Raw genomic sequence first — 274 nt, forward strand, 5'->3', positions numbered from 1 at the left:
CAGACTTGACCTGATAGTTTGGCTGTGAGCAATTATGTGCTTAGTGCATCTAACGGGCGAGGTAAGCCGACCGCAGAATGCGGGTCGGCTTGACCGAAATGTTAGAGCCAGAAGCCAAAACGGATAACCGTAACTTGGCGACGGGCGCTAACTGCGAAAAGGCACGGTGCCACCGAGGCGGCACAGCACTACGAAAAAAATAGCTGCTCGCGCTTGCTACACCCGACATTCCGCAGCTAATTTAGGAATAAACTACCTCATAGAGTCTACCGAG

1 protein-coding gene is annotated in these 274 nt (G+C 52.2%); it reads right to left on the minus strand.

Features of this window, described 5'->3' with window-relative positions; genetic code table 11:
• Positions 1 to 49: 49 nt before the first annotated feature.
• On the minus strand, positions 50 to 229 hold the full coding sequence (locus HX884_RS26930) for a DUF1010 domain-containing protein (protein ID WP_178329076.1): 180 nt from the start codon (positions 227 to 229) through the stop codon (positions 50 to 52).
• Between the last annotated feature and the right edge of the window lie 45 nt (positions 230 to 274).

The sequence above is a fragment of the Enterobacter sp. SECR19-1250 genome, assembly GCF_013391025.1.
Lineage (GTDB): Bacteria > Pseudomonadota > Gammaproteobacteria > Enterobacterales > Enterobacteriaceae > Enterobacter > Enterobacter cloacae.

Coding starts and splice junctions, on each gene's coding strand:
- HX884_RS26930 (WP_178329076.1), bottom strand. CDS start 229: ATGTCGGGTGTAGCAAGCGCGAGCAGCTATTTTTTTCGTAGTGCTGTG.